Origin of the sequence: Clostridium nigeriense (assembly GCF_900086595.1) — a bacterium.
Lineage (GTDB): Bacteria > Bacillota > Clostridia > Clostridiales > Clostridiaceae > Clostridium > Clostridium nigeriense.
Genome location: NZ_LT575472.1, coordinates 2,777,377 through 2,803,264, shown reverse-complemented (window position 1 = coordinate 2,803,264; position 25,888 = coordinate 2,777,377). Strand labels below are relative to the sequence as shown.

Here is a 25,888-nt window from a genome sequence, read left to right as displayed (position 1 = left end):
ATATAAATAAATAATATTATTAAAATATATCTTAAAGTAGAATTTATTATTTAGAGAGGAAAAAACTATGAAGATAAATTTTTAGTTTTTATTTTATTATTTTTTAAAAAGGAAATGTTATTTTTACATAAATAACACCCTATAAAAGCAGTTATTGGAACGGCTAGTACAATCCCAATACTTCCAGATAATCCTTGGATAATTTCAATACCTAAAAGATCTAAGTTTATCATCTTATTAAAGGGCATATTTGCTGAGAAAATTAATATTAAAATACTTAAGGAACCACCAGCAAAAGCTAAAATTAAAGTGTTGGTCATTGTACCAATAGTATCTTTTCCTATGTTCATTGCACTTTTAAAAAGTTCAGAAAAACTTATCTTATTATTTACTTTGTATATTTCAAAAATTGAAGAAGAAATAGACATAGCTATATCCATTACTGCTCCTAAAGAAGCAACCAATATTCCTGTAAACATTATTCCTCTAATTTTTAAACCAGTATCTTCAGCAATATATGTTAAACTTTCAGCTTCGCTCATATTAAGACCTGAAAGATTTGTTAAATATCCAAAAGTGTAAGCAATTAATCCAGAAATAATTACACCGGAAACTGTACCTAAAATAGCAGTTAATGTCTTCTTATTGAATCCTGAAACTAAAATTAAAGTTATTATTATACTTAGAGTACTCATTAAAATTCCAGCAAATATAGGATTTATTCCTCTAAGCATAAGAGGAACCATTAAATAAACACAGCATATTAGAGTGAAAAATAATGCTACTAAAGATTTAATTCCCTTAAACCCTCCAATGAGAACTACAGAAGTAATAAAAATAGCAATTAACAAATAAATCATATTACTTCTATCATAACTATATAAATTCATTTGAATATTACCATCTTTCTCAAGAACACCTATTATTACCTTACTACCTTCCTTTACTTTAATATTATATAGTCTACTTATTGGATTTTCTATTAAATAGCTGTCTTCAGTAAAATTAGATGAATTTATTTTAACTAAGATTTTTTGAAATCCTATTTCTACATCCTCTAAATATGGATCCTTACTTAAATCTTCACTTATTACGTCAGAAACAACAGCATTATAATACCTCATATTTTTATTATATTTATCAGGTAAAAATCCACCTTTAAAAATTGATTTAGAAAGGATTATTAATAAAATACTAAAAAAAACAACTCCTATAATTAAAGATAGATTTTGGCTTTTTAGATTTTTATAAAAATTTTTTTTCTTTTGTAGTTTTATTTTTTTAATATGCTTACTCATAACATCCTCCTTGGAAAAATATTCCTAAAATAATTATATTATAAGAATATAAAAAGGTAAATTGAAGAGTTTGATATAAATACTATTTAATTATATAATTACTTATATAAGGATATATTTTATTTGGGGGTAAAAACATGTTTAGACCAATTTAACAAAATCTAAATACATTTTTAATAGCCTTTTTATAAAGGTTTATTTTTTGTGTCTTTAGGAGGATTGTTAAATTGAATAAAAGACTAAATATTTATTTATTAAATCTTATTGTATTTTTGCAAGGTTTAGTATTTTATGCTCCTGTTGCAACTATTTATAGAGAGAATAGGGGAATATCATTATCTGAAATCTTTATAATTGAATCTATTTATATGGTTTTTATTATATTATTAGAAATTCCTTGGGGTATATTTGCAGATAAGTTTGGATATAAAAAAACTTTACTATTATCTAATTTTATTTTTCTTGTATCAAAAGTTATTTTTTTTAAAGCAAATTCATTTACTCTATTTTTTATAGAAAGATTATTATTAGCATTTTCTATATCAGGTTTGTCAGGATGCGATTCTGCAATGATGTATCTGTCTTTAAATGAAAATGAAAATAGTGAAAAAATATTTGCAACATATGGATTTTTTTCAAATTTAGGATTTTTAACTGGGTCAGTAGTAGCAACATTTATAATTGATATATCCATAGATTTAGCGGCTTTTTATACTATAATACCTTATGCTTTAGCCTTTTTATTATCCTTTCTTTTAAAGGAAATAGGATTAGAAGAAAATAAAAAAGTAGGAGTAAAAGGTAATATAAAAAGTATATTAAAAAAAAGAAGTATGTTAATTTTTATTATTTCAATGGCACTTATAACTGAAGTTTTTCAAAGCATTACTGTATTTTTAAATCAAGGTATTTATATGAAAAGTAAAATTGATATTAAGTATTTTGGGATCATATTATCAATTATTCAAATAATAAGACTAATATCTGTAAAGTCATATAAGATTACAAACAAGTTCGGACAGAAAAAAATAATAATTTTTTTAGTTATAAGTATATTGATAAGTTCAGTTGTTTTAATATTTACAAGTAATCCATTATTAGCTATTAGTGGAATTGCTATAATAACTACAAGTATGTCTTTTCTTGAACCTATTTCTATGGATATTAAAAATAAATCAATTTTATCAAGTAATAGAGCTACTATATTATCTATATATTCTATGATAGGGAGTCTTGTTTCAGCCAGTATTAATCCTATAATAGGTTTAGCTTCGAATTTTTACATAGAATGTGGTTTATTTACCTGTACTATCATTTGTTTGATATCAATTATCTTATTAAGAATATATAAATAATTTTTATATTAAGACTAATTATTCAAAGTCACAAGTTATCTTGTGGCTTTTTATTATGATTTAGAAAATTATATAGGCATACTTTTTTATTATAATGGAAAAAATAAAAATTTTTTTGTTATAATATTATATATTTAAAGAAAAGAGGGGAAGAATGAATTTAAAAATAAAAGATATAAATAATATTAATTATAAGGAAGCTATAAAATTAACAGTAAAAAGCCATCAAGTAAGTTTTATTGAAACAGTAGAAGAATCATTATTAGAGGCAAGAGAGTTATCTTTATGGAGGCCTGTTGCTATATATGATAATGATAAAATAATAGGTTTTGCTATGTATGGGTTATGGAAGGAAAAAGATTTTCCAGGTAGAGTATGGCTTGATAGATTTATGATAGGAAAAGATTTTCAAGGTAAAGGGTATGGAAAAAAATCATTAGAAATTGTTTTAGATAAAATTTTCAATGATTATAAATGTAATGAAATATACTTGAGTATTTATGATAACAATATTTTGGCAATAGATTTATATAAAAAATTTGGATTTAAATTTACTGGTGACCTAGATATAAATGGAGAACTAGTAATGAAATTGGAGGTTTAAGTTAATGATAATAAGAGAAGAACTAACAAAAGATTATAATGAAGTGGAAGAAGTAATAGAAAAGAGTTTTAAAACAGCAGAGTTTACAGATAATGAAGAACATAATTTAGTTAAAAGACTTAGAAAAAGTAATGAATTTATTAAAGAGCTATCTCTAGTAGCAGAAGATAATAATAGAATAGTTGGACATATACTTTTAACAAAAGCATCTATTAGAGATAATAATAAAATTATTGAAACTTTAGCTCTAGCCCCACTATCTGTTTTACCAGGATATCAAAATTGTGGGATAGGGAAAGCTTTGACAAATAAAGCAATAGAGTTAGCTAGGAAGTTAGGATATAAATCTATAGTTGTGTTAGGTCATGAAAATTATTATCCAAAGTTCGGATTTAAGAAAGCTAGTATGTATGGAGTTAAAGCTCCTTTTGAAGTTCCTGATGAAGCATATATGATTTTAGAATTAATACCTAATGCTCTTAATGGAGTTAGTGGTGTAGTGGAATATTCAAAAGCTTTTTTTGAATAAACAATAAGTAACTTTAAGTGTTTTGTGAAGCATATTTAATTTAATATAAATCTTCATGTAAATTTTAAGTTTTAATGAGGAAATCATAAAGGGGGCGTTGAATACAACCCCTTTATTAATAATTATTTTAAATGTTTAAGTTTATTCAATATGTCAAAGTAATCTTTTTCTAGTGAATTCTTTTTTTCAAAGTCGCTTTCAAGAGATAATAATGATATAAGTTCTGAAAGTTTATTTTCTAGAATTAATTTATTTTCTTTTAGAAGTCGATTATTCTTATTAATTTTAGATTTGTTTTTAAAATTAATATAGTCATCATAATTTCCATCAAATTGAGCGATATTAGTATTACTAATTTCTAATACATTGTTGCAAACATTAGAAATAAATTTTCTATCGTGAGATACTATTAATAAGGTTTTATCAGTGTTTTTCAATGCGTTTTCAAGGGCTTCCATGCATTTAATATCTAAATAATTAGTTGGTTCATCAAGAATAATAATATTATTATCAGAAAGTAAAAGCTTGCATATAGCAACCTTAACCTTCTCTCCACCGCTCAATTTGGAAATTTTTTTATAAACATCATTTCCTTTAAATCCAAATCCATCTAAATTTATTCTTATAAAACTTTCTGAATATGAGGAGTTTATTTGAATATTTTCTAGAATACTTTTGTCAGGAATTAAGATATTTTTTTCTTGATCAAGAAATCCGATAACAACATTCTTAGCTATTTTAATACTATCATTTTGGTTTTTAATTATTTCTTTTAATAGAGTACTTTTACCACAACCATTATTCCCTAATAAGGCTATTTTTTTACCCTTTTTTATTTTGAAGTTAGCTTTAGATAATAGTATTTTATCATCTATAGTTAAATTTAAGTTTTTTACTTCAATGGGATTCTTAGAAGTAAGTTCTAAACTATCTAGTACATTTATTTTTAGTGATTTTTCAGTTCTGGGTTTTTCTTTAACTTCTAAATGTTCAATTCTACTTTTAATAGCTTTTATATTGTTATCTAAGCTTTTCTTTGCCTTTTGTCCACCCATTCTATGAAGTCTTGCTTCAGAGTTGCCCATTCTTTTTGGTGTCCTTCGAATATCATTTTTAAGTGTTTTTTTTATTGTTACTGCTTCTTCAAGTCTTGATTTTTCTGTAAGGTACTTATTATATTCATAATTTTTACGCTTTTTTTCGAAAGCTTTTACTTCTAAATATTTTGAGTAATTCCCTTTATAGATATTTATTTTTCCATTTTCAATTTCAAATATTGTATTACATAAAGAATCTAAGAAATTTCTATCATGGGAAACTAGAATTAAAGAACCATTATGGTTTTTAAGCATTTCTTCTAAAATTTCAATACTATTTGAGTCTAAATTGGAAGTAGGCTCATCAGCTATTATAAGTTCTTTATTTTCACTTAGTGCATTGGATATTTTAAGCTTAACCTTTTCTCCACCAGATAGGTATTTTTTATATTTATCTGGTGCATTTAATAAACTTTTGATTTTGCTTGTATAGCAGCTTTCATCTAAGTCTTCCGTTTGACTGATATAAGAAAAACTATTAGTTAGATATATGCTACCAGTATCAGGTTTTTCAGTACCTATTAAAATTTTCAAAAGTGTACTTTTCCCAACTCCATTTGCACCTACTAATCCTATTTTATCTCCCTTTAATATTTCAAGTTTTTTTATATCTAATATTAATTTATCACCATAATATTTTGTTAAATTATTTATTAATGCTAATTGCATAAAAAAATCCCTCCTTGTTTTAGGAGAGAGTTATAGACGATATAAAAAGGCAACACAAATAAACCTATAGTCAATAATCTACTCTCCATAAATTAATGCACAACAAAAAAAGCCAAAAGACTTAATTTTATACGCAATAAAATCAATTAAAGTAGATTACATTCTCATTGTTGAAATTACCTTTTCCTTTCTTATAATCAGTTTTATTTTAAAGAAATTATATCTTCAAATATATTATATATAAAATATTGATTTTTAGATAGTATAAATTATATAAGCTTAAAATATTAAATAATTTTAGAAAGCATATCTTAATGATATAATTAATGTAATAATTTAAAAGAAAGGAAGAGTTATGAGTAAATTTATTAAAAAGGAAATTAATAAATTAAACAAAAAAGAAAATAAGATAATTAATAAGAAAAGAAATAAAATAATTAAAGATAAATTAATTCCAATATCAGAAAAAATAGAAGAAAAGATTCCAGATAAGTTAAGAGCGACACTAGAAGGTGCTTTTTATAATGCTTTTAAGGTGGTTTTTAAAGGTGGAAGTAAGTATATAGAAAAATTATATAATAAAGAAAAGATAAAGTTAGATCATGATATTAACAATTATTCCCTTAATAAAAGGGCTACAAGAAAAAGTTTAAAGCTAATTGATTCTCAAGGAAAAAGAAGCAAATTGATTAATTCTACCATTTCAACAGTTGAAGGAATAGGACTAGGGGCTCTAGGAATTGGAATACCAGATATACCAATATTTATTTCAATTATCTTAAAAACTGTTTATGAAATTGCTTTAAGTTATGGGTTTAATTATGAAAGTGAATCAGAAAAAATATATATTTTAAACTTAATTAATGTTGCATTAACAAGTGAAAAAGAAAAACTATTTTATAGCGAAAAACTAAACGAAATAGAAAATAAAATAAGTTTGTGCTTAGAATTGGAAAACAATTTAGATAGTGAAATTAAGGAGACAGCTAAAGTTTTATCAAATACTTTATTACTTGTTAAATTTATTCAAGGATTACCTATTATTGGAGTAGTAGGTGGAGCTTTAAATTATCAGTTTATAAACAAGATAAGTAAATATGCAAGTATTAAATACAAAAAGAGATATTTAAAAAAACAATAAATTTTAATTTTTAGAAGGTGACTAAATGAAAAAGACAATAGGAATACTTGCTCATGTAGATGCTGGTAAAACAACATTTTCTGAGCAAGTGCTTTATCATACAAAAAGTATTAGAAATAGAGGAAGGGTAGATCATAAAAATTCTTTTCTAGATATAAATAGATTAGAAAAAGAAAGAGGAATTACAATATTTTCAGATCAAGCTATTTTTGAAATAGATGAATCAAAATATTATTTAATTGATACACCAGGGCATATAGACTTTAGTTCTGAAATGGAAAGAGCATTAAGTATTTTAGATTATGCAATATTAATAATAAGTGCCGTTGAAGGAATTCAAGGACACACAGAAACTATATGGAATTTATTAAGAAAATATAATATACCAACATTCTTTTTTATAAATAAGATAGATAGAACAGGTGCTAGTTTAGAAAAAGTAATTAATGAAATAAAAGAAGATTTAACTTCTGACATATGTTACATAAATAAATTAGAAAACTTAAATGAAGAAGTAATTGAACTTATTTCTGAAAGGGATGATTTGCTTTTAGAAAGATATTTAAATGGAGGTTACAACGAAGAAGAATGGATACTATCTTTAAAAAATCTTATTAAAGAAAATAAGATTTTTCCATGTCTTTCTGGTAGTGCTCTTCAAGATGAAGGAATAGATAATTTTCTAAGAATATTTAATATGTTAACCGTTAGTAGCTATGATGAAAATAGAAGTTTTTCTGGAAGAGTATATAAGATTAGGCATGATGATAATGGGACAAGACTTACCTTTATTAAAGCTTTAAGTGGAAGTCTTAAAGTTAGAGATGAAATATCTTATGGAAAAAATAATGATATAACTGAAAAAATAAGTAGTATAAGATTATATAACGGAAATAAATTTACAACTGTAGATAAAGTTTCTGCAGGGGATGTTTTTGCAGTTACTGGGTTAAGTGGCTTAGGAGCAGGAGAAGCTATTGGTAACTTAGAAGGAGATATAAATTTTAATATGGTACCAACTTTAATGTCTAAGGTTATTTTTGATAAAAGTTATAATGTTAAGGATGTTTTAAAATATTTTAGAATATTAGAAAATGAAGATCCTGCATTAAATGTTATTTGGAATGAAGTATTACAAGAAATACAAGTTTCAATAATGGGAAAAATTCAATTAGAAGTTTTAAAGGAAGTTGTAGAAGAAAGATTTAATTTAAAAATAGAGTTTGGTCCTTGTGAAATTATGTATAAAGAAACTATTAAAAATGCTACATATGGATATGGACACTTTGAACCATTAAAGCATTATGCAGAAGTGCACTTGAAATTAGAACCTAATAATAGAGGAGAAGGAATAACCTTTGAAAATAGATGTCATGCAGATGATTTAACTACAGGAAATCAAAACTTAATTAAAACGCATATATTTGAAAGAAATCATCATGGAATTTTAACTGGATCACCTATTACAGATATAAAAATTACTTTATTAACAGGTAGAGCTCATAATAAGCATACAGAAGGTGGAGACTTTAGAGAAGCTACTTTTAGAGCAATTAGACAAGGATTGGAAAAAGTAGAAAATATACTTTTAGAGCCATATTATAAGTTTAAAATAGATGTGGAATTAGACTATATGGGAAGAGTTATATCAGATATCCAAAGATTAAATGGAACCTTTAATACTCCTGATGCAAAGCTTAATAAAGTTACCATAACAGGGAGAGGGTCTGTAGCTACTTTTATGGATTATAGTGCTGAAATACTTACATTTACAAAGGGGAAGGGAAGTATAAATTTAATTTTTGATGGATATGATATATGTCATAATAGTGAAGAGGTAATAGAAAAAATAGGATACAATAAAAATGCAGATATAGAATACTCATCTAGTTCTATTTTTTGCTCTAAAGGTCAAGGTTTTGTGGTTCCATGGAATGAAGTAGAAAAGTATATTCATTGTGAAATAAAAGAATAAAAATATAAAAAGTACCATATTGATTATGACATATAAATTTTTAAGTCAGCACAATATGGTATTTTATATTTTGAAAATAATTTATCTTAATGAAAAACTTTTTAGTTCCCATTGAGAGGTGTCGTAATTAAAAGAAAGAGTTGCTATAATAGAAGGCTTTTCAAAATGCTTTCCTAAATGAACGGTAGTTTCTTCTGGAGTTCCAGATTCAGTTAGAACAGCTAAGTTTTTTACGGTTTCTTGGTTTAATTTATTTTTCACTCCATTAAATTCAAAGTAACCATTTGTTGTTAAGTCATTATTTATTTTATTTAATATATACCTTCCAGCAGATTCTCCTGGACTTATATCTTTTTCTTCAATATCTTTTATTTCAGATAATATCCACTTTTCATCTTTAAATTGAAAAATTAAATTACAATTTGTATCAATTTCTACAGTTTTATAGTTTATTATTAAATCTACATTTAAGGTGTAAGTTTTTCTATTGATTCTAGTTAAGTCATTTGTATTGAATAAATTAAAATAATATAACTCTCTATTAATTCCTGCATTTTGTGATGTAGCTTTATTCAAAGTATTAGGGAGATCAATATCGTAATTCATAATTTTTATTGCTTTTTCCTTAGTTAGTTCTGGAATATATAATAAGCTTTTCATTATAAATGAGAAAGGGATAGATAGTCCAAATATAATTATTAAAAAAAATGCAAATCTAAATTTAAATTTATCTGAAATCTTTTTTTCTTTTTTATTAATGAAAACTATATTATTGCTGTAGTTACCCATAAAACCTCCTAATATGTAAAGTTATTAATAAATATGTTAAAATAATTATATAGTAAAAAATAGCTAAATTAAAGGGGCTGGTATTAATGGAAATTAAGTTTAGATATATTGATAATGATTATATTGAATTAAATAAGTTTTATAATGAAGAAATAGGAATTGCTAAAACTGGAAGAATAGCTAATGCTATATTAATTCCAGCAGTTCTCTTTTTGGCTTTAATGATTATTGGAAAAGATTTAGATACTTTTATTGTTATACCTTTTATGGCTTGGATAATTGTAACTATAATTTGGTTGATTTTTAACAAATCTATTTATAATTATAGGCTAGGCAAAGCTTTTAAATATACTTTTAAGGATGAAAAATTAAAGGGAATAGACTTTTATAAAGATACTAGAATTACTTTAAATCATGAGGGAATAAAAAAAGAAATTGAAGGAATAGTAACACATGTAAAATGGGATGCTGTAGAGAAGGTATATATATCAGAAAAAAATATCTTTATAAGACTTGTAAATGCTACGTATATTAACGTTCCAATAAGAGCTTTAAAGAATAAATCAGGAAAAGAAGAGTTTTTGCAAATTATAAATGAAAACATAAAAAGTGATTTTAGTTTAATATATTAATTTAATATTAGTTTAACAATAGAAAGCTAAGTGGCTGTTTTTAGCAGCCACTTAGAATAAATGTGCAAATAGTTTATTGCCTTCTTCAAAAACTGTAACTGTAAAGTAGTTCCAAGGGACTACTGTTGCACCTACTCTAGATATTGCAACTCTTATTTTAAAGGTTGAGCCTGTATTAGTTTTAGAACTTGGACCTTCATAAGTAACTTTATCTAATCTTACTACCATCTCTGAGCCAGGAGTCAGCTCCATTTGAGTTCTAAGAGAATTTAAATCCTTCATAAGTTTTTCTTTATCTTCTTCAGTTATTGGAATATATCCTTTTTCATTAAGGGTATCATAAGATACTAAAAAGTCATAAATAGAAGGATCTTCATTTAGATATAAATATAATAAATCATTAGTAAAGTCTAGTTCCTTATATTCACCTTGAGTGTAATGAATTAATTGTTGGTCATCGTAAATATTAGTTCCTATTTCTATTTGTGATAAATCCTTTGAAGAAGTATAAGTTTTTCCTAAAGCATTAAATTCAGTTATCTTTTCAGGTTCTTCAACCACTATTTCAGGTTCTTTAGTATTTAAGTTTTCTTCATTAGTTGGTTTACTAGATGAGCAACTAATAAAAGTTAAAGCAAATAAAAGTAAAAATAAAATTAGCAATAGATTTTTTTTCATTACATCCTCCTAGAGTTATATATTCAAAAAATACCATGTAAACTAATTTTATGATAAAAACTAAGTAAAGTAAAACAATAGAAGAAAATTTAATAAAAGTTGATTAATTTATGATAAATAAATATAATGATGATATAAAAAGATTAAATAGGAGGATAAAATAATGTCAGTTAAAATGTTGCATACTTGTATAAGAGTAATGGACTTAGAAAAGTCATTAAAATTTTATAAAGAAGCTTTAGGATTAATTGAAACTAGAAGAAAAGATTTTCCTGAGCATAAATTCAGCCTTGTTTACTTATCAAATGAAGTAGGAGGATATGAAATAGAACTTACTTATAACTATGATGTGGAAAAGCCATATGAGTTAGGAAATGGTTTTAGTCATATTGCAGTAGAAGCAGTAGATTTAGAGGCTATGAGAGAAAAACATATTTCTTTAGGTTATGAAGTGACACCTTTAAAAGGGCTTCCAGGAACTAAGCCTTCATATTATTTCGTAACTGATCCAGATGGATATAAAGTAGAAGTAATAAGAGCTAAATAATTTATATAGTCTAGTAACTAGAAAAAGTTACTAGACTTTTTTTTGTAAATTTGCATAAAATAAAGAATGATTATATAATTGATAGTTATTATTAATTAGTATATAATATAAATAGATAAATAATTCTAAAAAAAGGATGAAGGTGTATATTTATGAGTAAAATATCAATCATTGGAGCAGGATCAATTGGAGCTACAACTGCCTTTGCCTTATTACAAAAAGAGGTTGCAAGGGAAATAGTTATAAATGATATTAATCAAGAAAAAGCATTAGGTGAAGTTCTTGACTTAATGCACGGTAGCTCTTTAACTAGTCCTTGTAACGTTACTTTAGGATCTTTAGAAGATACAAAGGGATCAGATATTATAATAATTACTGCAGGAGTTGCTCAAAAACCAGGAGAAACTAGACTTGATTTAGTTGATAAAAATTATAAAATTTTTAAGAGTTTTGTACCAACGTTAGCTAAGCTTAGTCCAAATGCAATACTATTAGTTGTTTCAAATCCTGTGGATATACTATCCTATATGACTTATAAACTTTCAGGATTCCCACGAGAAAGAGTTATTGGATCAGGAACAGTACTAGATACAACTAGACTTAGAAGCTTACTTGGAAAATATTTTGGTGTTGATGGAAGGATAGTTCAAGGTTATGTTTTAGGAGAACATGGAGATAGTGAGTTTGTTCCATGGTCATCTTTAACTATAGGAAATATTCCAATTAAAAACTTTTCGGAACAGTTATCAATTGAATGGGATAAGGAAACAGAAAAAGTTATAGCAGATGATGTAAAAAATGCTGCTTATGAAGTTATCAATAGAAAAGGAGCAACTGCATTTTCTGTTGCTGCTGTTTTAACAAGAATTGTAGAGGCATTTTTAAAAGATGAAAAGACTATATTATCAGTATCAACTTTATTAAATGATTACTATGGTGTAAATGAAACTTATTTAAGTGTTCCAACAATAGTAGGTAAAAATGGAGTAGAAAAAGTATTGAATATTGAATTTTCTGAAGAAGAAAAAGAAAAGTTTGTTTCATCAGCGAATTTAATGAAGCAGTATATAGATAGAATAAATGAAAATTAAATAATTATATTACAAAGTAAGAAGTGGATTATAACTTTTATATAGAGTTAAAATCTACTTCTTTTTTTCTATATTAGGCTATTGAAGTTTTAAAACAATGAAAATAAACATAGTATAGATTAGTTATTATTTTATTATAAGAAAGGTAGAGGGTATGATTAAAGAATTTATAAATAGAATAATTAAAAATAAGCTTATAGGTAAGGCTATTATAGTAATATCTTCTATAATTTTATTATACTTACTTTCTTCAATGTATTTTATTAATCATTTTTTCTTTAATACTAAAGTTAATGGAGTTGATTTATCTTTAAAGAATTATAAAGAGGCCAATAAGATTTTAGAAGAATCGGTAAAAGAATATAGTATTAAAATTGTAGGGAGAGATAATAGAATTGAGGAAATTAGAGGGAGTTATATAGACTTATTATTCAAAGAAAAAGATATTATAAAAGAAATAAAAAAAGAACAAAATTTATTTAAGTGGATAGCATCTTTAATTAATAAAAAAGAATATTATATCTATGGATTAGTTGAATTTAATGAAGAAATGCTAGTTGATGAAATAAATAGCTTGGATATTGTTAACAAAGATATTATAGAACCAGTAAATGTAACTTTTAAATATACTAATGGAGTTTATGAAATGGTTCCAGAAGTTTATGGAAATAAAATAAATAAAAATAAGCTAATAAAAACTATAATTGATAGCGTAAAAAAAGGTAATAGATTAATTGATTTAGATATAGAGACATGCTATGAAAATCCAGAATATACTATGGACTGCGAAAAAGCAATTGAAACAAAGAAATTAATAAATCAATATATATCTACTAAAATAACTTATTTATTTGGTGAAAATAAAGAGGAATTAAGTGCAGATATAATATATAGTTGGTTAACTGTTGATGAAGATTTAAACGTAGTAATCAATGAAAAGTATTTAAAGGAATACATAGCTAATTTAGGTGAAAAATATAATACTGTTGGTATAGAAAGAGATTTTAAAACTTCTATAGGAAAGGTTATAAAGGTAAAAGGTGGCTATTATGGTTGGAAAATTAACTCAATAGCTGAAGAAAAAATGCTTCTTGAAAATATTAAATTAGGAGCAGTTTTGGAGAAAGAGCCTATATATACTCAAAAAGCATTATATAGAGACGGCGATGATATAGGTAATACCTATGTAGAAATAAATATAACAAGACAATATATTTGGTTCTATAAAGAAGGAAAAGTAGTAGCAGAGGGATCAATAGTAAGTGGCGATCCAAGAAAAGGATATTCAACAGCTTTAGGAACATATATGATTAACTATAAGCAGAAAGATGCAATATTAAAGGGGCCAGGCTATGAAACTAATGTTACTTACTGGATGCCTTTTAATGGAAATATAGGAATTCATGATGCTAGCTGGAGATACTCCTTTGGATCTAACATTTATCAAAATAATGGAACACATGGGTGTGTAAATGCTCCAATTAGTTTAGCTAAAAAGATTTATGAGAATATTGATGCAGGTACCCCTGTTATATGTTATGAAGAATAAATAAAACAATAAAGTATTATATACCTCTTTGGTAAATTATGCTATAATGATAAAAAGGGGGGATATATTTATGAAAGATGAGAGAGTATTAACATTAACAAAATCATTAGTTTGGGGTTTAATATGGCTTATTATAGCATCTATAGTAGGTTTTATACTAACTAAATTTATGACTTCTAGAAGCTTTCAGGATATATTGTTTATTGAGGGATTAGTATTAATTTTTGCAGGGATTTTCGCTTCAATTTCTGGAGATCCTAGAGGAGTTTCTATGCAAGGATTAGGACAAAATAATGCTCAATATATAAATAATGCTAATTTAGAAGTAGCAAGGATGGAAAAAGAAAAAGTTCATATTAAAACTGATATTAAATTTGCACTAAGTACTTTTTCCTTAGTTATTGGTGGAATTCTATCTGTTGCATTAACTTTTATAATTTAGATTATAGTAATAATAAATACAAAAAGGAGTATATTTATGAAAGATGATAGAATATATTTACTTGGAAAAACTATAACTTGGTCATTAGTATGGTTTGCATTAGCAACAATAGTAGGAATAGTAATAACGAGGATTACTCAATTTAAGAGTCTTCAAGATATATTATTTATAGAAGGATTGTTACTAATTTTTGTAGGGATTTTTTCATCAATATCAGCAGATTCTATATCATTTTTTTTGAATGGAGGATTTAGAACTTATAGGAATAAAATAAATTTATTATTTTCTTTAGGAACATTCTCGTTATTTGTAGCAGGAGTTATATCTTCAGCAGTAACTTTTATAATGTAAGGAAAATTTAATAAGATATAATTAATGGGTTGTCTAAAACAACCCATTTTTATTTTTTATATATAAGAATTGAAGATAAGGTTTAAATTGTTATTAGTTAATAGAAATTATTAATTATACTTGCTTTAATAGTATAGGTTATAGTATTATTTAGTTACTAAAGGAGAAATATAATTTTATTAATATAGATTATGGAGGATACAATGTTAAATATAGGATGTCATTTATCAACAACTAAAGGTTTTGAAAATATGGGGAAGGAAGCTTTAGAAATAGGAGCAAATACTTTTCAATTCTTTACTAGAAATCCTAGGGGTGGTAAAGCAAAGGATATAGATATGAGGGATATGGAAGGTCTATTGAAAATTGCTAGGGATAATAATTTCGCTACTATTCTAGCTCATGCTCCTTATACATTAAACGCATGTTCAGCAGATGAAAGAACTAGAGAGTTTGCAAGAGAAATGATGGAAGATGATTTAAAGAGAATGGAGCTTATGCCAAATAATTTGTATAATTTTCACCCAGGTAGTCATGTTAAGCAAGGTGTGGAAATAGGGATAAATTACATAGTAGAGCTTTTAAATAATGTATTAAGAGAAGATCAAACAACTACAGTTTTATTAGAAACTATGGCCGGAAAAGGTTCAGAAGTAGGTAGAACTTTTGAAGAAATAGCAGAAATAATATCTAGAGTTAAGCTTAAGGATAAAATGGGAGTATGTTTAGATACTTGTCATATTTATGATGCTGGATATGATATTGTAAATAATTTAGATGGAGTTTTAGAAGAATTTGATAGAGTTATTGGTCTAGATAGATTAAAGGCAATTCATTTAAATGATAGTAAAAATCCATTTAAAAGTCATAAAGATAGACATGAGAAAATTGGAGAAGGATTTTTAGGATTAGAAGCAATAACTAATATAATAAACCATCCAAAGCTTAAGCACCTGCCATTTTTCCTTGAAACACCTAATGAATTAGAGGGATATGCTAAGGAAATAGAACTTTTAAGAAGCAAATACCAGGAGTAGATTTTTTCTTGCCAGATATTAATTTCTTGTATAATATTAAATAAGATTGCGAAGCAATCTTTTAATTTTACATTATAAAAATGCTAGCATTTTTATTCAAGGAGAGTTTTACATGGATGATTTAATAAAGGCAATTAAAGATATACTAAATGAAGAAGTTATAAAGGTTGTTATTAGCAATAAGGCTAATAAAGATATAGAGTATAACAAAATTAATATAACTTTGAAAACAAATAACAAAGGGAAAGGGTATTATCAAATAGAAAAATTTACAGATAAGCAAGTTTTTCATGAAAATATCCAGGTTAATGATTTAGAAAAGACAATATTTAATTTAGTAAATGATAATTATAAACAATTGTCAGCTTGGTCAAGTAATTTTACTTTTGATTTAAAAATATCTAAAAAAGGCAAGATTTTTCTTGGAAAGAAAAAAGCTAATAATGAAAACTTAGTTAACAAAAGTCATAATAAAGAAAAAAATTATATCTTAAAAGAAGGCATGATAATAGAGCCTTTAATAGATTTAGGTGTTTTTACTAAAGAAGGTAAAGTGGTAAATTCAAAATATGATAAATATAAGCAAATTAATAGGTTTATAGAAATTATTGATGATGAAATAAAGAAAAATAATTATAAAGAACTTACTATTTTAGATTTTGGTTGTGGAAAATCTTACTTAACCTTTGTATTATATTACTATTTTGTAGAAATAAAAAATATTAAAGTTAAGATGATTGGTTTAGATCTTAAGGCTGATGTTATAAAAAAATGTAATGAAATTGCTAAGAGATATAAATATGATAATTTACATTTTGAATTAGGAGATATAAATGGCTATAAGTATGAAAATAAGGTAGATATGGTTATAACTTTACATGCTTGTGATACTGCAACAGATTATGCCTTATATAATGCAATAAAGTGGAATGCTAAAATGATTTTTTCAGTTCCTTGTTGTCAGCATGAGTTTAATTCTCAAATGAATCCAGAATCATTATCCATACTTTCTAAATATGGAATAATTCAAGAAAGAGTTTCTGCATTAATGACAGATGCAGTAAGAGGTAATTTATTAGAGGTAGCAGGATATAAAACTCAACTTTTAGAGTTTATAGATATAGCTCATTCACCTAAGAATATTTTAATTAGAGCAACAAAGTCTAATATTTCATTAGAAAAGAAAGAAAAAGCTTTAGATGAAATTAATAAGTTAATTACTGAATTTAACTTTAAACCAACACTATTAAATTTATTAAAAAACGATAGCCTTATATAAAGAGTTGCCTTAAAGGCAACTCTTTTAACAATTATGGATTTAATTTATTATTTATTGTGAGTAAGCACTAAAATCTTTAATGTTATTAACATCTGTATTTATATATTCATTATCATTAAAGAGAATATGGCTACCTTCATAAGGTTTTCCATCGATTAAAATTATAACTTTGTTAACATTATAATTATAACCGTAAGTTAATGCTAAAGTTCTTAGAGCAGCTGCTTCAGTACCTGAACCGAAATTTTTTAGTAAATTGTAATAAGAATTAGATAAGTCAACAGTTAAATTATCATTATTTAATTTTGCAGATTTTACAACTAAATTATCACCGAATTTTAATAAGTTATTATTAGGGATATTTTTAATTTCTTTTGTTAAAGCTGTTACTAAGGCACTATCTACAACTTCAATTGATTTATCTTTATAATAGTACATATCATCATTAACACTATAATAATAAATTCTACAATTCATATTCTTTATAGTTGAGGATGTTGAGACATCCTTGTTATAATTTTCTTTAGAATAAGCAATAGCACCACTATAATTAACATCAAAATAGCCTTTAGGTAAATCGCCTCGAAGTGATGTATATAATTCGTCTTTAAAATATATAGCTACTTTTTTTACATTTAAGTTATATCCATAGGTTGAAATTAAAGAAGTTAAAAGACCACTTTCAGTAGCTGAACCTAGAAGCATCTTATCCACATAGGATGATGAAAAAACAACCTTTAAAACACCAGTAGATTCATCTATTGTAGCTGATGTTACTTCAACATCTTCAGTAAGATTTAAAAAGTTTTTATTTGGAGAATAGGTCTGAAGTTCAGATGTTAATGATTTAATTATTGCTTTATCATTAACTTCAATTTCTTTATCAACGTAGTATAATTCATAGTTTACTGTATCAAAGTAAAATAGTCTAACATTTCGTTTAGTGAAGTCTTCATTACTGCTAGAATTATTATTTTTTTCTTCATTAGTATTTGGATTTTCTTTTTCATTATTATTTTCTTCTTTAATGTTTTCATTTGGCTTATTAGGTAAATTAGAAGGGGGATTATTTTTATTGCATCCAATTAATATAAAAGAAAAGATTAAGGAAAATAATAATAAAAAGAATTTTTTTCGCATTAAATCACTTCCTTATTACATACTCAGTATATTCTATTTACTTATATTGATATTATTGACAAATATAATATAAAATAATGGTAAAATATATTAATAAATATTATTTACATAAAGGAGAGGATTATGAAGAAATTTTTTAAAGTTTTAAGTATCATTTTACTGCTAACAATATTTATAGGTGGAATTTTTCTCTTTTCCATTAAAGATAAAATAACATTGACAGTAAATATATTAAAAAAATATTCAGAGTTTATAGATGAAAATAATATATCTAAGGAAAATATTGATTCAATAGATTTAGAAAGCAATAAAGATTATAAGGAAGTTGAATATAAAAATACTAATGGAGTTCCTTTGACATTAGATATATTTGAGGCGAAGAAGGTTTTGAAAAAAGGATCACCTGTTCTTCTTTATGTTCATGGAGGAAGTTGGGTTTATGGAAACAAAGAAATTCCAGAAGCTATATCACCCCTTCTTGATGCCTTTAGGGAAGAGGGGTTTGTAATAATAAGTACAAGTTACGAATTAATGAGAGGGGAAGAAAATTTTAATAAACAAATATGCGATGTTAAGGATACTATTAGATGGATATATAAAAATAAGGAGGAGTATAATTTCAATACTGATAAAATTGGAGTAATAGGTGCCTCCTCTGGAGCACATTTATCATTAATGGCTGCATATAGTGGTGATAGTGAATTTATTGATGCTGATGAGCTTAAGAACTATCCATCTGATGTAGAGTTTTTGATTGATTTCTTTGGTCCAACAGATTTAAATACATTAGATATGAATAATGTTAATTGGGATTTACAACAAATAATAGATTCAGTAGGAAATGAAAAAGAAGAAATCTTAAATAAATATAGTCCAATTAACTATATAGATAATAAAGAACCAAATACATTAATAATTCATAGTAAAAAAGATTCCATAGTTCCATATGATAATGCTGAAATACTTTATAATAAATTAATAGAGAAAGAAAATAAGGCGACTATTATTACTTTAGAAGGTGCAAGTCATGATTTTTCGGAGTTTGATATAAATGAGGTAGTAGAAGTTGGAACAAAGATGCTTAAATTTGTAATTCAAAATATTTAATAATAGAATATTATAATTATCTTTAGCTAATTATATTTAATGAAATAAAAGATTTGAAAAGGAGAATATTTATGAAGGTAATAGTAGTAGGTTGTACACATGCTGGTACATCGGCAGTTGTGAATTTAAAGTTATTACATCCAAAGGCTCAAGTAACTGTTTATGAAAAAAACGATAATATATCATTTTTATCTTGTGGTATTGCGTTAAGTGTTGGAAAGATAGTAACAGAACCGGAAAAATTATTTTATAACTCTCCAGAAAACTTAGCTAAAGATGGAATAGTTACTAAAATGAAGCATGAAGTTTTAGAAATAGATTTTGAGAATAAAAAGGTTAAAGTTAAAGATTTAGTAACTAATGAAGAATATGATGATGTTTATGATAAATTAATACTAACTTTAGGTTCATGGCCAATTGTGCCTAACCTTGAAGGGATTGATTTGGAAAATATATTATTATGTAAAAATTATAATCATGCTAAGATTATAGATGAGAAAAAAGTAGATTCAAAAAATGTGGTTATTATTGGGGCTGGATATATTGGTGTAGAACTTGCAGAAGCTTTTGAAAGATTAGGAAAATGTGTTACTTTAATAGATGCTGAAGAAAGAATAATGTCTAAATATTTAGATAAGGAATTTTCAGATATTGCAGAAGAAGAATTTACAAAAAGAGGAATAAAATTAGTATTAGGTGAAAAAGTAGTAAAATTTGAAGGGAATAAAGGTAAAGTAGAAAAAGTTATTACAGATAAGGGAGAATATGAAGGGGATTTAGTAATATTATGTATAGGCTTTAGACCAAACACTAAGATAATTGAAGGTAAGTTAGAAACCTTAAAAAATGGAGCAATTATAATAGATGATTATATGAGGACCAGTAAAAAAGATGTTTTTGCTGCTGGTGATTGTTGTATGGTAAGATATAACCCAGCAAAAGATAATAGATATATACCACTTGCAACTAATGCAGTTAGAATGGGAATGTTAATTGCAAGAAATATAGAAAAACCAATACTAAAATATATGGGCACTCAGGGCACTTCTGGAATTAAAATTTATGATGTGTCTATTGCTTCAACAGGATTAACATATGAAAGTGCAAAAGCTACAACTAAGTTAGAGGTAGATACTGTTACTATACATGAAAATAATAGACCGGAATTTATGCCTACATATGAAGATGTCATGGTTAAATTAGTGTTTGAGAAAAATACTAAGAGAATAATAGGAGGACAAATAGCTTCCAAAGTAGATATGACTGAATTTATGAATACTTTATCAGTAGTAATTCAAAATAATATGACGATAGAAGAACTTGCTATGACAGATTTCTTCTTTCAACCACATTTTAATAAGCCGTGGGGAATACTAAATTCAGTAGCTTTAAAGAAAATAGATTAAAGAATGAAAACGGTCTTATCAAAATGATAAAAAGGGCAAAAAATAGCCTTAAAGCTAAGAAAATACTATAAATAACCAAAGTGATAAAGAGTTATCAATATGATAATTCTTTATTTTTTTTATAGAAAAGGCACATGTATAACCTTGAAATTTGATAAAAAACGAAAAAAATGTCTTAAAAAAGTTGGCACGGATTTTGCTTATAAGTATTAGTGAAAAGATTTAAAAAATAATATTTTATATAAAACTAAAAGGGGGAAAAAAACATGGATTTTAAGCAAATTAAATTAAGTGCAGAAGGTTATGAAAAACAAATGACTAAATTCTTAAGGGATTTAGTAGCTATTCCAGGTGAAAGTTGTGAAGAAAAAGGCGTTGTTGAACGTATAGCTGAAGAAATGAGAGCTGTAGGTTTTGATAAAGTTGAAATAGACCCACAAGGTAATGTTCTTGGATATATGGGAACAGGTAAGACTTTAATAGGATTTGATGCTCATATCGATACAGTTGGTATAGGAAATAGAGCAAACTGGGAATTCGATCCATATGAAGGATATGAAACTGAAACTGAAATTGGTGGACGTGGAACTTCTGATCAATTAGGTGGAATAGTTTCTGGTGTTTATGGAGCTAAAATAATGAAAGACTTAGGTCTTTTAAATGAAGAATATACAGCATTAGTTGTTGGTTCAGTTCAAGAAGAAGACTGCGATGGATTATGCTGGGAATATATAATTAAAGAAGACGGAGTTAAGCCTGAATTTGTAGTTTCTACAGAACCAACAGATGGTGGTATATATAGAGGACAAAGAGGACGTATGGAAATCCGTGTTGATGTTCAAGGAGTTTCTTGTCATGGTTCAGCACCAGAAAGAGGAGACAATGCAATCTATAAGATGGCTGAAATATTAATGAACATCCGTGATCTTAATGAAAATGATGCAGCTGATGATAAAGAAATCAAAGGCTTAGTAAAAATGTTAGATGAAAAGCATAACCCAGAATGGAAAGAAGCTAATTTCTTAGGAAGAGGTACTGTTACAACTTCTGAAATATTCTATACTTCACCAAGCCGTTGTGCAGTTGCTGATTCATGTTCAATTTCATTAGACCGTCGTATGACTGCAGGAGAAACTTGGGAAAGCTGTTTAGAAGAAATTAGACAACTTCCAGCTGTTAAGAAATACAATGCAACAGTAAGCATGTATAACTATGATAGACCAAGTTATACTGGATTAATTTATCCAATCGAATGTTATTTCCCAACTTGGGTTATTCCAGAAGATCATGTTGTAACAAAAGCAATGGAAGAAGCTTATGAAGGACTTTATGGAACAACAAGAAGTGGATCAGTTCAAACTGATGAAATGAGAAAAGCTCGTCCTCTTACTGATAAATGGACATTCTCAACAAATGGAGTTTCAATAATGGGACGTAACGGAATCCCTGTAATAGGATTTGGTCCTGGTGCAGAAGCTCAAGCACATGCTCCAAACGAAAAGACTTGGAAAGAAGACTTAGTTAAGTGTGCTGCTGTATATGCTGCATTACCAACAATTTATTGTAACAAGACAAAATAGAAATTTATTTAAATAACATATAAATAATAAAATAGATAAATGAAGGGTAGGAATATTAAAATGACTTTAATGGACAAACATATTAACGAACTTAACAAATTAGATTTTTCAAAAATGTATAATGATGATTTCATGGAAACTTGGAAGAAGAGCGATGACGAATTAAAAGCTGTATTCACAGTTGCAGAAGCTTTAAGAGATTTAAGAAAGAACAACATTTCAACTAAAATATTTGATAGTGGACTTGGAATTTCTTTATTCAGAGATAACTCAACAAGAACAAGATTTAGCTTTGCATCAGCTTGTAACCTTTTAGGATTAGAAGTTCAAGATTTAGATGAAGGAAAATCTCAAATAGCTCATGGAGAAACAGTTAGAGAAACTGCTAACATGGTATCATTTATGGCTGACGTTATAGGTATCAGAGATGATATGTATATCGGAAAAGGAAATACTTACATGAGAGAAGTTTCTAAGGCTGTAAGAGAAGGACACGAAGAAGGAACATTAGAGCAAATACCTACTTTAGTTGACTTACAATGTGATATCGATCACCCAACTCAAGCAATGGCTGATGCTTTACACTTAATCAATGAATTTGGCGGAATCGAAAACTTAAAAGGTAAGAAAGTTGCTATGACTTGGGCTTACTCTCCATCATATGGTAAACCATTATCAGTTCCTCAAGGAATAATTGGATTATTAACAAGATTCGGTATGGACGTTGTTTTAGCTCATCCAGAAGGATATGAAGTAATGCCAGAAGTTGAAGAAATAGCTAAGAAAAATGCTGAACTTTCAGGTGGAAAATTCACTAAGACTAATTCTATGGAAGAAGCATTTAAAGATGCTGATATAGTATATCCAAAGAGCTGGGCTCCATTTGTTGCTATGGAAAAGAGAACTGACTTATATGGAAATGGCGATTTCGATGGAATCAAGGAATTAGAAAAAGAATTATTAGCACAAAATGCTGAACATAAAGATTGGCAATGTACTGAAGAATTAATGAAGACAACTAAAGATGGAAAAGCATTATACTTACACTGCTTACCAGCAGATATAACTGGTGTTAGCTGTGAAGTTGGTGAAGTTGATGCTACTGTATTTGATAGATACAGAAAGCCTCTTTACAAAGAAGCTAGCTACAAGCCATATGTAATTGCAGCTATGATTTTCTTAAGCAAAGTTAAGAACCCACAAGAAGTTTTAGCTAAGTTAGAAGAAGCTAAAAAAGATCGTCAAGTTAAATAATCTTAACACTATATAATATAGGGGCTTTTATCCAATAAAATAAAAGGGTAAAGGCCCTAAACATTCAAGAAATCATATATTCGAAGAATTCGAGGGAGAGAATTATGAAAAAGAAAATTGTAATAGCATTAGGCGGAAATGCTTTAGGAAATAATTTAGAAGAACAAATGTCAGCAGTTAAATCAACTGCAAAAGCTATTGTCGACTTAATTGAAGAAGGACATGAAGTAGTTATATCTCATGGAAATGGTCCACAAGTTGGGATGATAAATCTTGCTATGGATGCTTTAACAAAATCAGATAGTAAGTACTCAACAATCCCAATGTCTGTTTGCGTAGCAATGAGCCAAGGATATGTAGGATATGATTTACAAAATGCGTTAAGAGAAGAATTAGTAAATAGAAATATCAATAAGTCTGTTGCTACAATAGTTACTCAAGTAGAAGTTGATAAAAATGATAAAGCATTTGAAAATCCTACAAAACCTATAGGAAGCTTTATGACAAAGGAAGAAGCAGATGCATTAATTGCAAAGGGAATTAATGTTGTTGAAGATGCAGGTAGAGGATATAGAAGAGTTGTTGCTTCTCCAAAGCCACAAAGCATTATAGAAATTGAAACTATTAAAAGTTTAGTAGATTCAGGAAATGTTGTAATTGCTTGTGGAGGTGGTGGTATTCCAGTAATTAAAGAAGGAAACCATTTAAGAGGAGCAAGTGCTGTTATCGATAAGGATTTTGCTAGTGCAACATTAGCAAAAGAATTAGATGCAGATTTCTTAATAATATTAACAGCTGTAGAAAAAGCTGCTATAAATTACGGTAAGGAAAATGAAAAGTGGTTGGATAATGTTTCTGTAGAAGAAATGAAAACTTATGTTGAAGAAGGACATTTCGCACCAGGATCAATGAAGCCAAAGGTTGAAGCGGGTATAGATTTTGCTCAATCAAAAGAAGGAAGACAAGCTTTAATAACATTGTTAGAAAAGGCTAAGGATGGGATACTAGGTAAGACTGGTACAAGAATAATAAAATAGTTTTAGGGGGAAATAAAATGTCAGAAAAGATTATGTGGAAGGAAAATACAATGCCTAAAAGCGAAGTAAGCTTAGACTTCTTAAGTAACGAAGAAATCAATAAGGTAAGAAATTTTCACAAAAGCTTCCCAGAATATAGTGTAACACCATTAGTTAATTTAGAAAATCTAAGTAAAAGAATAGGTGTTGGTGGAATTTATTTAAAGGATGAATCATATAGATTTGGACTAAATGCGTTTAAGGTACTTGGTGGATCTTTTGCAATGGCTAAGTATTTAGCTCAAAGATTAGATATGGATATCAATGATTTACCATATGAAAAATTAATTTCAGATGAAATAAGAGAAAAGCTTGGAGATATTACTTTTGTTACAGCAACTGATGGAAATCATGGTAGAGGAGTTGCTTGGACAGCAAATAGATTAAAACAAAAATCAGTAGTTTATATGCCAAAGGGATCTTCTTTAACTAGACTTGAAAATATCAGAAAAGAAGGTGCTGATGCATCTATTACTGATATGAACTATGATGATGCAGTAAGATTAGCAGCTAAATATGCAGATGAGCATAATGGTGTAGTAGTTCAAGATACAGCGTGGGAAGGCTATGAAGAAATACCAGCATGGATAATGCAAGGTTATGGAACTATGGGATTAGAAGCTTTAGAGCAATTAAGAAATGATTATAAAGTAAATAGACCAACTCATATTTTCTTACAAGCTGGAGTTGGTTCATTAGCTGGTGGAATTCAAGGATTCTTTGCATCAGTATTTGGAGAAGATTGTCCAACAACTGTTGTAGTAGAAGCTCAAGAAGCAGCATGCTACTATGAATCAGCTATAGCTAATGATGGAAAGCCAAGAGCAGTTGGTGGTGATATGCCAACAATAATGGCTGGACTTGCTTGTGGAGAAGTTAATATAACTGGATTTGAAGTATTAAAGAATTACTCAAAAGTTTTCGTTTCAGCACCAAACTATGTTGCTGCAAATGGAATGAGAGTTCTTGGAAACCCAATGACAGGAGATGACAAAGTAATATCTGGAGAATCAGGTGCAGTTACTTTAGGTCTTGTATATGAGTTAATGACAAATCCAGAATATAAAGATTTAAAAGAATCTATTGGATTAGATGAAAATTCTAGAGTACTTTTATTTAGTACTGAAGGAGATACTGATCCAGACAAGTACAGAGAAATTGTTTGGGAAGGTAGCTACAATAGATAAATTAATTAATAATATAAAGAAGCAATTTGTTTCAAGTTACTTTTTTTAATTCAAGGTGGATATATGTAAAAATTA

At 27.0% G+C, this 25,888-nt stretch carries 24 protein-coding genes; 19 read left to right on the top strand and 5 right to left on the bottom strand.

What is annotated here, in order from left to right:
- Positions 1-65 precede the first annotated feature (65 nt).
- A complete protein-coding gene (locus BN6774_RS13170; RefSeq protein ID WP_066894541.1) occupies positions 66-1,298 on the bottom strand; it encodes a YibE/F family protein in 1,233 nt (410 codons plus the stop codon).
- Between the two features lie 227 nt (positions 1,299-1,525).
- Here BN6774_RS13170 and BN6774_RS13165 point away from each other — a divergent pair, with 227 nt between their 5' ends.
- The 3 genes from BN6774_RS13165 to BN6774_RS13155 all read left to right on the top strand — a co-directional run bounded on the left by BN6774_RS13165 (position 1,526) and on the right by BN6774_RS13155 (position 3,786).
- Positions 1,526-2,653, top strand: coding sequence for an MFS transporter (locus tag BN6774_RS13165; RefSeq protein ID WP_066894539.1), 1,128 nt, complete (start codon positions 1,526-1,528; stop codon positions 2,651-2,653).
- Between the two features lie 154 nt (positions 2,654-2,807).
- The gene (locus BN6774_RS13160; RefSeq protein ID WP_066894537.1) at positions 2,808-3,257 is read left to right on the top strand and encodes a GNAT family N-acetyltransferase; all 450 of its coding nucleotides are present in this window, start codon (positions 2,808-2,810) and stop codon (positions 3,255-3,257) included.
- A 4-nt stretch (positions 3,258-3,261) separates the two neighbouring features.
- Complete coding sequence (locus BN6774_RS13155) at positions 3,262-3,786, top strand: GNAT family N-acetyltransferase (RefSeq protein ID WP_066894535.1); 525 nt, start codon at positions 3,262-3,264, stop codon at positions 3,784-3,786.
- A 122-nt stretch (positions 3,787-3,908) separates the two neighbouring features.
- On the opposite strand, the gene cplR is transcribed toward BN6774_RS13155, so the two are convergent.
- Positions 3,909-5,552 (bottom strand): ABC-F type ribosomal protection protein CplR, encoded by a 1,644-nt coding sequence (cplR, locus tag BN6774_RS13150; protein WP_066894533.1) that lies wholly within the window; start codon positions 5,550-5,552, stop codon positions 3,909-3,911.
- Between the two features lie 355 nt (positions 5,553-5,907).
- On the opposite strand from cplR, the gene BN6774_RS13145 reads away from it, so the two are divergent.
- Both BN6774_RS13145 and BN6774_RS13140 read left to right on the top strand, forming a co-directional pair.
- Positions 5,908-6,693 (top strand): EcsC family protein, encoded by a 786-nt coding sequence (locus BN6774_RS13145; RefSeq protein WP_066894531.1) that lies wholly within the window; start codon positions 5,908-5,910, stop codon positions 6,691-6,693.
- 25 nt (positions 6,694-6,718) lie between these two features.
- Complete coding sequence (locus BN6774_RS13140; RefSeq protein ID WP_066894529.1) at positions 6,719-8,668, top strand: GTP-binding protein; 1,950 nt, start codon at positions 6,719-6,721, stop codon at positions 8,666-8,668.
- A gap of 81 nt (positions 8,669-8,749) precedes the next feature.
- On the opposite strand, the gene BN6774_RS13135 is transcribed toward BN6774_RS13140, so the two are convergent.
- Positions 8,750-9,457 carry a hypothetical protein gene (locus BN6774_RS13135; protein ID WP_066894527.1) on the bottom strand — a complete coding sequence of 236 codons (708 nt, stop codon included), beginning with the start codon at positions 9,455-9,457 and terminating at the stop codon, positions 8,750-8,752.
- An 86-nt stretch (positions 9,458-9,543) separates the two neighbouring features.
- Between BN6774_RS13135 and BN6774_RS13130 the strand changes: the two genes are divergently transcribed.
- Positions 9,544-10,089, top strand: coding sequence for a YcxB family protein (locus BN6774_RS13130; protein ID WP_066894525.1), 546 nt, complete (start codon positions 9,544-9,546; stop codon positions 10,087-10,089).
- Between the two features lie 51 nt (positions 10,090-10,140).
- Here the strand turns inward: BN6774_RS13130 and BN6774_RS13125 are convergent, their stop codons facing one another.
- Positions 10,141-10,767 (bottom strand): hypothetical protein, encoded by a 627-nt coding sequence (locus tag BN6774_RS13125; RefSeq protein ID WP_066894523.1) that lies wholly within the window; start codon positions 10,765-10,767, stop codon positions 10,141-10,143.
- Between the two features lie 163 nt (positions 10,768-10,930).
- Between BN6774_RS13125 and gloA the strand changes: the two genes are divergently transcribed.
- From gloA to BN6774_RS13090, 7 genes are all read left to right on the top strand, one after another.
- Positions 10,931-11,314, top strand: a complete 384-nt coding sequence (gene gloA, locus BN6774_RS13120; protein WP_066894521.1) for a lactoylglutathione lyase — start codon at positions 10,931-10,933, stop codon at positions 11,312-11,314.
- A gap of 152 nt (positions 11,315-11,466) precedes the next feature.
- The gene (locus BN6774_RS13115; protein WP_066894519.1) at positions 11,467-12,405 is read left to right on the top strand and encodes an L-lactate dehydrogenase; all 939 of its coding nucleotides are present in this window, start codon (positions 11,467-11,469) and stop codon (positions 12,403-12,405) included.
- A 154-nt stretch (positions 12,406-12,559) separates the two neighbouring features.
- Positions 12,560-13,954 carry a L,D-transpeptidase family protein gene (locus BN6774_RS13110; protein ID WP_066894517.1) on the top strand — a complete coding sequence of 465 codons (1,395 nt, stop codon included), beginning with the start codon at positions 12,560-12,562 and terminating at the stop codon, positions 13,952-13,954.
- 70 nt (positions 13,955-14,024) lie between these two features.
- A complete protein-coding gene (locus BN6774_RS13105; protein WP_066894515.1) occupies positions 14,025-14,396 on the top strand; it encodes a hypothetical protein in 372 nt (123 codons plus the stop codon).
- Between the two features lie 36 nt (positions 14,397-14,432).
- Entirely contained in the window at positions 14,433-14,747 is a 315-nt protein-coding gene (locus tag BN6774_RS13100) for a hypothetical protein (protein ID WP_066894513.1), read from the top strand.
- A 203-nt stretch (positions 14,748-14,950) separates the two neighbouring features.
- Positions 14,951-15,784: a deoxyribonuclease IV gene (locus BN6774_RS13095; RefSeq protein ID WP_066894511.1), complete on the top strand. Its 834-nt coding sequence runs from the start codon at positions 14,951-14,953 to the stop codon at positions 15,782-15,784.
- Positions 15,785-15,896: 112 nt separating this feature from the next.
- Positions 15,897-17,063 (top strand): class I SAM-dependent methyltransferase, encoded by a 1,167-nt coding sequence (locus BN6774_RS13090; protein WP_066894509.1) that lies wholly within the window; start codon positions 15,897-15,899, stop codon positions 17,061-17,063.
- Between the two features lie 51 nt (positions 17,064-17,114).
- On the opposite strand, the gene BN6774_RS13085 is transcribed toward BN6774_RS13090, so the two are convergent.
- Entirely contained in the window at positions 17,115-18,203 is a 1,089-nt protein-coding gene (locus BN6774_RS13085) for a GerMN domain-containing protein (protein ID WP_066894507.1), read from the bottom strand.
- Positions 18,204-18,326: 123 nt separating this feature from the next.
- On the opposite strand from BN6774_RS13085, the gene BN6774_RS13080 reads away from it, so the two are divergent.
- From BN6774_RS13080 to dpaL, 6 genes are all read left to right on the top strand, one after another.
- Positions 18,327-19,310, top strand: coding sequence for an alpha/beta hydrolase (locus tag BN6774_RS13080; protein ID WP_066894506.1), 984 nt, complete (start codon positions 18,327-18,329; stop codon positions 19,308-19,310).
- Between the two features lie 71 nt (positions 19,311-19,381).
- The gene (locus tag BN6774_RS13075; protein WP_066894504.1) at positions 19,382-20,716 is read left to right on the top strand and encodes an FAD-dependent oxidoreductase; all 1,335 of its coding nucleotides are present in this window, start codon (positions 19,382-19,384) and stop codon (positions 20,714-20,716) included.
- Between the two features lie 266 nt (positions 20,717-20,982).
- Complete coding sequence (locus BN6774_RS13070; RefSeq protein ID WP_066894502.1) at positions 20,983-22,296, top strand: YgeY family selenium metabolism-linked hydrolase; 1,314 nt, start codon at positions 20,983-20,985, stop codon at positions 22,294-22,296.
- Between the two features lie 60 nt (positions 22,297-22,356).
- On the top strand, positions 22,357-23,550 hold the full coding sequence (gene ygeW / locus BN6774_RS13065) for a knotted carbamoyltransferase YgeW (protein WP_066894500.1): 1,194 nt from the start codon (positions 22,357-22,359) through the stop codon (positions 23,548-23,550).
- Positions 23,551-23,654: 104 nt separating this feature from the next.
- Positions 23,655-24,587, top strand: a complete 933-nt coding sequence (gene arcC, locus BN6774_RS13060; protein ID WP_066894498.1) for a carbamate kinase — start codon at positions 23,655-23,657, stop codon at positions 24,585-24,587.
- Positions 24,588-24,604: 17 nt separating this feature from the next.
- Positions 24,605-25,813, top strand: a complete 1,209-nt coding sequence (gene dpaL, locus BN6774_RS13055; protein ID WP_066894496.1) for a diaminopropionate ammonia-lyase — start codon at positions 24,605-24,607, stop codon at positions 25,811-25,813.
- Positions 25,814-25,888 lie beyond the last annotated feature (75 nt).